Source organism: Curvivirga aplysinae (assembly GCF_009711445.1).
GTDB classification, from domain to species: Bacteria; Pseudomonadota; Alphaproteobacteria; order UBA8366; family Aestuariispiraceae; genus Curvivirga; species Curvivirga aplysinae.
The window spans coordinates 1-9031 of record NZ_SMMC01000094.1 but is presented as its reverse complement, the minus strand read 5'-3'; the positions used below and the strand labels follow the sequence as shown (position 1 = coordinate 9031).

The window sequence follows — 9031 nt, the reverse complement described above, 5'->3', positions numbered from 1 at the left end:
AGGTTGTTGTACAGGTGGAATGCTGGTCAAACTGCTATCCTTTTAACAAAATTTTGTATGGAATAGCATATACCAAAATCGTGCCAATTCCTAATTTATCGACTTAAACTTGATCAACAGTACGAATTTGAGCTTTTGGATGAATTTCGTTTTGAGACATCACAACGGTTGCAGGACGGAAACGTTCGACCACGGATCGAACATAAGGGCGAATTTGCGGACTCACCAATAATACAGGTGTTTCACCGGCCATAGCTTGACGTTCATATGCGCTTCTTACACGGCCAATGAAGTCTTGTAATTGTGATGGTGCCATTGCCAATTGTTGCTCATCGCCTTGCCCAATAATAGATTCTGAGAATGCCTGTTCCCAGTCAGGAGATAGAGTAATCAGAGGTACAATGCCTTCCGGATTTGTATTCGCATCAGAAAGTTGCCGTGCCAATCTGGAACGTACATGTTCAGTAATCTGCGTGATGTTTCGTGTAAATGCGACAGCTTCTGCTGCCCCTTCAAGAATTGTTGGAAGGTCACGAATTGAAACACGCTCTATCAACAAGTTTTGCAAGATACGTTGAAGGGCACCTAATCCAACTTGTGCGGGTACAATATCTTCCACAAGTTTTTGTTGAGAATCTGGCAATTCTTCGAGAAGCTTTTGAGTTTCACCATAAGATAACAACTCAGACATGTTATCTTTTAAGACTTCGGTTAAATGTGTGGTAATCACGGTGGATGGATCAACAACAGTATAGCCTCGGAATACGGCTTCTTCACGTTGATTATCTTGTACCCAAACCGCAGGAAGGCCAAAGGTAGGCTCAACAGTTGCTTCCCCCGGTAATGAAATTTGCTCGCCACGCGGGTCCATCACCAAATGCATGTTTGGGCGTAATTCACCACGGCCAGTCTCAATTTCTTTTACGCGGATGACATAGCTATTTGCTGGAAGTTGCAAATTATCTTGAATACGCACTGCAGGCATTACGAAACCAAGATCACCGGCAATTTGTCGACGAAGTCCTTTGATTTGATCGGTTAGGCGATGTTCACCTTCCGCATTTAAAAGAGGTAACAAACCATATCCAAGTTCCAAACGAAGCAAGTCAATTTGTAGAGCTGTTGAAATTGGCTCTTCGGCAGGTGCCGCCGCGGCCGTAACCTCTTCGTCTTCTTTTGCTTGTTCCGCTATGGCATCAGCAATTTTTCTAGCTTCATTCTTTTTGTGAATAAACCATGCGCCAACACCAGCTGCAATTGACATGGTCATGAAGGGCCAGGCAGGAAGGTCTGGAACCATACTCATCAAGAACAGAAGGCCTGATGCAATGCCTAGAGCACCAGGATATCCAGAAAGTTGACCAACAACGGCTTTTTCTGTACCGCCAGTGATACCCGCTTTAGTTACCAAGAGACCGGCAGCCACGGAGACGATCAAAGATGGGATTTGACTGACTAGGCCATCACCAATTGTGAGTAATGTATAGTTTTGGGCTGCATCGGCAAGAGCCATATCACGTTGAACAACACCAATAATAATACCACCAATAACGTTAATGAAGGTGATAAGAATACCGGCAATTGCGTCACCACGAACGAATTTGGATGCACCATCCATCGATCCAAAAAAAGCACTTTCGGTTTGCAACTCTTCACGGCGTTTACGTGCGTCTTCTTCAGTTAAAAGGCCTGCTGATAAATCTGCATCAATTGCCATTTGCTTACCGGGCATCGCATCCAAGGTAAAACGTGCAGCAACCTCTGCCACGCGTCCTGCACCTTTGGTGATTACAATAAAGTTAATAATCACCAGGATTGCGAAGATAATAATACCAATGAGGTAGTTGCCGCCGACAACAAAATCACCGAATGCTTGAATAACGCGTCCCGCAGCCTGAGTACCTGTATGCCCATCAGAGAGAATGAGACGGGTGGATGCTACGTTTAAGCCTAACCTCAACATGGTAGCGATGAGCAACAATGTCGGGAATGATGTAAGTTCGGTTGCAGAGTGAATAAAAATCACAGTCAGCATGATCAAGACAGAAAATGTAATTGATACAGCTAATGAGAAATCCATGATCCATGTAGGCAAAGGGATCAGCAACAAAACTAAAATCGCAACAATACCAAGCGGCAGGAATAACTCCTGGCTTTTCATGATACTACCGATATTATTTAGACTTGCGAATGGGTTGCCGCCACCACCGCCGCTACCAACTGGAGATACACCCCCGCTGTCACCAGAATCGGCTGGTGCAGATGAGGGGGTTGAAGAATTTTCTGTATCTGCCATTTAGGGCTACCTTATAAGAAATGAATACCAGTTAGGTATGATTAACCATTCGCACCTGCATCTGGAATTTCATAACCTTCTTCGGAATATTGCTTTAACTTATTACGTAACGTTCTAATAGAGATGCCAAGAACATTGGCGGCGTGAGTTCTATTGCCTAGATAATGATCAAGGGTATCTATGATCAAATCTCGTTCAACATCGGCGACTGTACGTGCAATGAATGCCCCACCTTCAGATTCGGACGTTACTTCAGTCGGTTCACTTGCTGTCGGGGCACTAGCCGTCGACGCAGGATGAGCCTCAGCTGGAGGTGGTGTAAATCCTGATGCTGTTGCAGCAGCTGCAGGGCTTGTCCCGGTTAGTAAAATGGCATTCTCATCAATGTTTGGACCGGATGCCAGTAGAATTGCGCGATGCATTGTGTTTTCTAGTTCTCGCACATTACCTTGCCAGTGATATGATTCTAACTTTGCGATAGCTTCTAGTGTCATCGGTTTTTCGTCAACCGCATTCAATTCCGCATATTTTTTAGCAAAGAACTGACTGAGCAAAGCAATATCCATTGGACGTTCACGTAAGGATGGTAATTGAATGTTGACCACATTTAATCGGAAATACAAATCTTCCCGAAATTTGCCTTCCTTAATATATTCTTCCATATGACGGTTGGAGGTCGCAAGAATACGCACATCGACTTTGACCGGTTTGTTGCCTCCGACACGATCTATTTCACGCTCTTGAATGGCACGAAGCAATTTGGCTTGTAAACGCAAATCCATTTCGGAAATCTCATCGAGTAATAATGTACCTCCGTTTGCTTCTTCAAATTTACCAACTCGTTTTGCGACAGCACCAGAAAAAGCTCCTTTTTCATGGCCAAAAAGTTCGGATTCCAAAAGGTTTTCAGGAATTGCAGCGCAGTTGATTGCGACGAAAGGTCCTGCGGCTCTGCGGCTTTTTGTATGAAGATAGCGGGCCATAACTTCTTTACCCGTACCCGATTCACCAGTCACTAGAACGGATGCATCTGAAGGGGCAATTTGGTCTGCTAATCCGATCACGGCTTTCATTGCCGGATCACGGTGAATAATTGCATTATCTTCCTGTGCTGCAGCTTCAAGAACCGCCGCAATTAAGTCAGCATCCGGTGGAAGAGGTATATATTCTTGAGCACCGTCACGAATAGCATTTGCAGCTGTGGTCGCATCAGTTCCTTCGAGACCACAAGCAACTACAGGTACGTGGATGCGTTCGCTTTCAAGATGTTCAACCAAGGATGCAACATTCATGCGTACGTCGATCATGATAAGGTCTGCACCTTGACCACTACGCAAGTTACCTAAAGCTTCTCCGATAGCATCTGTTGTTGCTACTTTCGCACCGCGTTTCATTGCAATTTGAACAGCAGTTGTCATATGTCCTTCAAGAGTTCCAATAACTAATAGTCGCATTTCTTAATTCTCACTTAACTCTATATAGCTTTGTACGTCTTAGTTAAAATAATCCACGCGCAGGGAAGGCGGTAGAACGGTATTCAAAAGCATTTCTAAACGACGCGGATTTTCTTGACGGCCAACTGATGCGGATGTCATTCGATATAAATTACTTAACAACATGTCTTCGGAAGATGTGCGTTCCAACTTGGCTGCAAGCGGTGTGAAAACAACATTTGATAACAATGCGCCATAGAAGGTTGTTAAAAGGGCTACTGCCATTGCAGGACCAATTGAGTTTGGATCTTCCAAATTTCCAAGCATTTGAACCAAGCCAACTAATGTACCGATCAACCCCATTGCTGGCGATAGATCCGCTGCCTTTTTGAATACACTAACAGACACAGCCGCACGTTCAGCCGCGGCTTCGATATCTTGCTCAATAACGCGCTCAATCTCATCACCATTACTGCCATCAATGGCCATGCTTAAACCCTGTTGTAATAATGGCTGATCTTCCAGGCTTACCATATAGTTCTGTAAGGCAAGAACACCACGGAAACGCGCGATTTGTGCTAATTGTAATTGTTGTAATGCCGATTCATGTGGGTCTGTTGTCGTTCTGAAAAACATCTGACCAAGAGAGCTAAAGGCGGTTAAAACATCTTTAAAAGAAAAACAGGCAACTGTGACGCCGATTGTACCGCCAATCACAATAAGTATTGATGGTATATCTATGAAAGCGCCAGGAGAGCCGCCAAGGATAATTGCTGCTGCTACAAGTCCCAACGCGCCGACAATCCCAAGGATTGTTGCGAGATCAATAGACATTTTTGTTTCAGGTTGGGTTAACTTCTGTTCGTTCCCTGTTTGAGCACTATCAGCCATTCCCCATTACTCCAAATTCTTTGCAGATGTAGGCAAAGTTATCACCCTTATGATTGTGTTTTCTCAGATTTAATAATCTCAGTCATTGTTACACCAAGTTTGTCGTCTACAACCACAACCTCACCACGTGCAACCAAACGGTTATTCACATAAATATCAATCGCTTCACCAACTTTACGATCTAGTTCTACGACAGCGCCACGACCTAATTTCAACAATTGGCTTACTTGCATATGAGATTTACCCAGCACGGCAGAGACTTGGACTGGAATCTCGTAAACAGCTTCAAGGTCACGTGCACCACTAGGCAGTGCTAACTCGGCAGCACGTGGATCAAGAGCTTCCCCATATTCCGATTCTGCTTCAAGGGTTTTGAGGTTCATTTCGCCGCTATCATCGGCGCCACTTCCCCCGCCCGCAGCTGCGTCACCATTTTCGGTTGCTTCTACGTTTTCTTCTTCATCACTCATCATTTATCAGGCTCCTCGGGAGGTGAGTCCATTGCCGTATCGGGCAATGACTGTTCGATCTCCAAGTTAACGTCAGGTGTTGGCGCAAGCTGTTCTTCTGTTTGAGTGACAGTTTGCTCCGAATTTAAATCCGCTGGCGGTTCTACAGGTTCTGATTGTTCTGGCACAGAGGTGGTAGGCGTTTCTGCCATATTTTGCCGATCTTCATTACCGGGTTCAACAGTTAACTCTGCTTCAACCTCTTCAGCATTTAGATGGTTCTCTAGAAATTGTTCGACGATTTTTTCCATTTCCTGAAGTGCTGTTCCCACATTTCGTTCAGCACTACCACGGCCCCAATCGACACGCACATCTGAAGGTCCTAGCTTGGCATCAGGGTGATACATCAACTTTCCTTCAAACCCTGCTTCCTGAGCAACTTTTCCTAGCTGCTCTTGAATGGTTGAATGCAAACCTTCAGGTAAAGTAATGTTGATCCGGCCTTTAGTTTCCAAAGGAGCCAAGCTGGAATAAACAAGGTTCTTTATCTCTTCAACGCCGTGTTCACTTGCATAAATTGGCATAAGTTTACGAACCATATCGCTTGCGATACGGGCAAGCGCAGCTGCTTGACTCTCATTCGCCAGAGCTTGTCGGTCTTGAAGGACAGCCATGTAACCGGTCATGGTTTGTAAAGCAGTTAGAGTTTGTTGTTCAATCTGTCCGAGCGCTTCTGAATGACCTGCTGTATGGCCTTCATTCCACGCTTCTGCCTTCGCAGCTGCTAATTCTTCTTCAGAAAAGGTCGGAGGGGGAGGAGGGGCATTTAGGGCTTCTTCCTCAAGGCGCTGACGTTCCTTTTCTTCTTCAGCTGCGCGCTCACGTTCCTCTTCCATCACTTGAAGGTCAGATTTCTCCAACTCATCAAAGGAAGTGGTGAAACTAAAAGGAGTATATGTCTTTGTGTTGCTCATTAAAGATTATCGCGCCTAGGTTAATAGATAAGTTCGTCTTCGGCACCACCCTCGGAAATAACGATTTCGCCTTTCGCAGCAAGATCTTTCGCAAGGTTTACCATTTCCATTTGGGCTTCATCCACATCTTTCAAACGGACAGGGCCCATAGCAGCCATATCTTCGCGCAGGATTTTCGCCGCACGTTCAGACATATTGCCAAAGAACAGTTCTTTGATTTGTTCTGATGCACCCTTCAAGGCAATTGAAAGTTTATCTTTATCCACAGCACGTAACAAAGCTTGAACACCCGCAGGATCCAGTTTTTGCAAATCTTCGAATGTGAACATCAATGCTTTAATGCGTTCGGCAGAATCGCGGTTACGTTCTTCCAGTAAAGTCATAAAGCGGTTTTCGGTGTTACGGTCGAGATTGTTAAAAATCTCAGCCATCATTTCGTGACTATCACGACGTGCTGTGCGTGCCAGATTGGTCATAAATTCTGTGCGCAATGTGCGTTCAACGTCATCAAGAACTTCTTTCTGAACAGCTTCCATCCGCAACATACGCATGATGACTTCCATCGTGAAACTTTCAGGCAACGCTGCCAAAACACGTGATGCGTGGTCAGATTTAATTTTGGACAGAACAACGGCCACTGTTTGCGGATATTCATTCTTAAGGTAATTCGCTAATACAACTTCGTTTACATTAGCAAGCTTATCCCACATGGTACGACCAGCTGGACCGCGGATTTCCTCCATGATCGTACCTACGCGGTCATCACTAAGCACTTTGCTAAGTAAGCGTTCTGTACTTTCATAGGAGCCAACAAGGCTACCTGTAGAAGAGAGCTGTTCGGCAAAATCGATAAAGAGGCGCTCAACCAGATTTGAGGAAATTGTTCCCAAATTAGCCATGGTTTGAGAAAGTTCACGAATTTCTTCGTCATCCATTAGGTCGAAAAGCTTAACCGCATATTCTTCGCCAATGGCAAGCATCATCACAGCCGCTTTTTCCGGCCCTGCTAAGCTTCTATAATCCTCACGAACACGCATATTGCTTTATTAAACTCCCTAAAATTGCCGTATACTTTATTTCAGGCTCTAATCCATAGGTTGATGCATCCAATTTCGTAGAATGGATACAGCTTCTTCTGGATGGTTTTCAATAATTTCACCGATTTTACGCATGGAGGATGCTTTCACTTTACCTTCAATTTGCGCGATATCGATCATCTGGTCAAATTCATCATCTTCATCAAAGTCCAAATCAACCCCCGCTGCTGGAACGCCCGGCTGGCCACCCGCTACAATCGGTTGCCCAGATTGGTCCGTCAATAGAACCGTTTCTTCCAACTCATCGCCTGGCGTTGTATCCAATAGACGGTTGAGCATTGGACGAACGACCAATAAAATTACCAATACGGCTAACAAGCCCAAGATCAGTGTTTGGGCGAGGGAGCGTATATCTGCAGCAGACAAGCCGAAGTAAGTGATTTCACCATCAGCTTCACTTAATGGCAATTCTGCAAATCGCATATTCACGATTTCTACGGTATCGCCTCGCAACTCATCAAAACCGACAGCTGATTTTACCAAAGTTTCGATTTGCTGCATTTCTTCTACGGTGCGCGGTGTATAAACCAGCTCACCTTGTTCGTTATCTTCTGTAGGTTCCCCGCGCGCATAATGACCATCAATCAACACAGCGATAGAAAGGCGGTTGATCTCTCCAACATTTTTGACTTGGTTGGTGATGGTCTTCGAATTGGCAAAATTACTGGTTTCTTGGATGCTGGATGTTTGTTCACTATTACCGCCACCTGCTGCTGCTTGACCATCAGGTAGGTTGTTGCCAACAGAGACGTTTTCTTCGTCTGCTTCAGAAGAATTACTTGTTTCTTCAATTGTATTGGAGGAGACAAGGACAGAGCCTTCCGGATCATATTCTTCTTTATTAATCACGGATTGTGTGAAGTCCATATCTGCATTTACTTCAACACGAACTTTACCAATACCCATGGTGCGTTCTAACAAATCTTGTAGATTACGTTGGATACGGTTTTCATACTGCGTTTGTAGATCAAGAGAGTCCTCGCCAGCCGCGCCTTCTTCATCCCCACCTTTGTGCAATAGGGTCCCTTGGTCATCAACAATGGATATAGAAGATGGTTTGAGGCGTGGGACCGCTGTTGCTACAAGATGTTGGATGGCAGATATTTGTGATTTTTCAAGGCGTTGTGGGCCTTTCATCTTGATGATGATAGAGGCGCTTGGTTCTTGAAGATCACGACTGAATAATTCACGTTTTGGCAGAACTAGATGGACGCGAGCTGCCTTGACGGAACTCATAGATGTAATTGTGCGCGATAATTCACCTTCAAGGGCACGAACCCGGTTCACTTCTTGAAGGAAGCTAGAAGTACCCAAGGTTTCTTCGCGGTCAAAGATTTCATAGCCGATAATGGAACCACTAAGCCCTTGCTCTGCCATGGCGATGCGAACATCACCGACACGTTCAGAAGGAACAAACACCTGACTGCCATTTTGGCGAATTTCAAATGGAATGCCTTGGCTGGCTAGTTGGGTTGTAATCTCTTGTGTACTCTGTGCATCCAAATTTGAATAAAGCAGAGACATGTTGGGTTTGCCAAAACTGGTCGCGAGATAGATGATAAAGCCAAGTACAAGCAGGCCGATACCGGCGATCATGCCGATACGAGCTGGCCCCATCTTTCTTAAGAACTGAATGAACGCGTCCACGATCCAAGCCTCTCTGTAACTGAAGCAATAAGCTTTAGATGCTAACTATAGCATAAAAAAGGTTAATGACAGATTTAAAACGGAAGGAAAATAATAGAAATTAAAGGATGTACAGGCCTTTATTATTCTTTAAATTTATCCACTCTTCCTGATCTTAAAACTCCTGCTTCAGCGAAAAAATTACAACCGATTCTAATTAAAATTAGTCTATCCCATTATGATTCAATTTAGGACAGTACCTGAT

At 44.7% G+C, this 9031-nt stretch carries 7 protein-coding genes; all 7 read right to left on the bottom strand.

Annotated features, from left to right (window positions below; genetic code table 11):
* Nucleotides 1-103 precede the first annotated feature (103 nt).
* Nucleotides 104-2296, bottom strand: coding sequence for a flagellar biosynthesis protein FlhA (gene flhA, locus E1160_RS02115; protein ID WP_155153339.1), 2193 nt, complete (start codon nt 2294-2296; stop codon nt 104-106).
* A gap of 41 nt (nt 2297-2337) precedes the next feature.
* Complete coding sequence (locus E1160_RS02110; protein ID WP_155153338.1) at nt 2338-3750, bottom strand: sigma-54-dependent transcriptional regulator; 1413 nt, start codon at nt 3748-3750, stop codon at nt 2338-2340.
* A gap of 39 nt (nt 3751-3789) precedes the next feature.
* Nucleotides 3790-4620 (bottom strand): motility protein A, encoded by an 831-nt coding sequence (locus tag E1160_RS02105; protein ID WP_155153337.1) that lies wholly within the window; start codon nt 4618-4620, stop codon nt 3790-3792.
* A 47-nt stretch (nt 4621-4667) separates the two neighbouring features.
* Nucleotides 4668-5003, bottom strand: a complete 336-nt coding sequence (gene fliN, locus E1160_RS02100) for a flagellar motor switch protein FliN (protein WP_155153340.1) — start codon at nt 5001-5003, stop codon at nt 4668-4670.
* Nucleotides 5004-5089: 86 nt separating this feature from the next.
* Entirely contained in the window at nt 5090-6043 is a 954-nt protein-coding gene (locus E1160_RS02095) for a FliH/SctL family protein (protein WP_155153336.1), read from the bottom strand.
* Nucleotides 6044-6063: 20 nt separating this feature from the next.
* On the bottom strand, nt 6064-7080 hold the full coding sequence (gene fliG / locus E1160_RS02090; RefSeq protein WP_155153335.1) for a flagellar motor switch protein FliG: 1017 nt from the start codon (nt 7078-7080) through the stop codon (nt 6064-6066).
* A gap of 48 nt (nt 7081-7128) precedes the next feature.
* Nucleotides 7129-8787, bottom strand: coding sequence for a flagellar basal-body MS-ring/collar protein FliF (gene fliF, locus E1160_RS02085; protein ID WP_155153334.1), 1659 nt, complete (start codon nt 8785-8787; stop codon nt 7129-7131).
* Nucleotides 8788-9031: the final 244 nt, after the last annotated feature.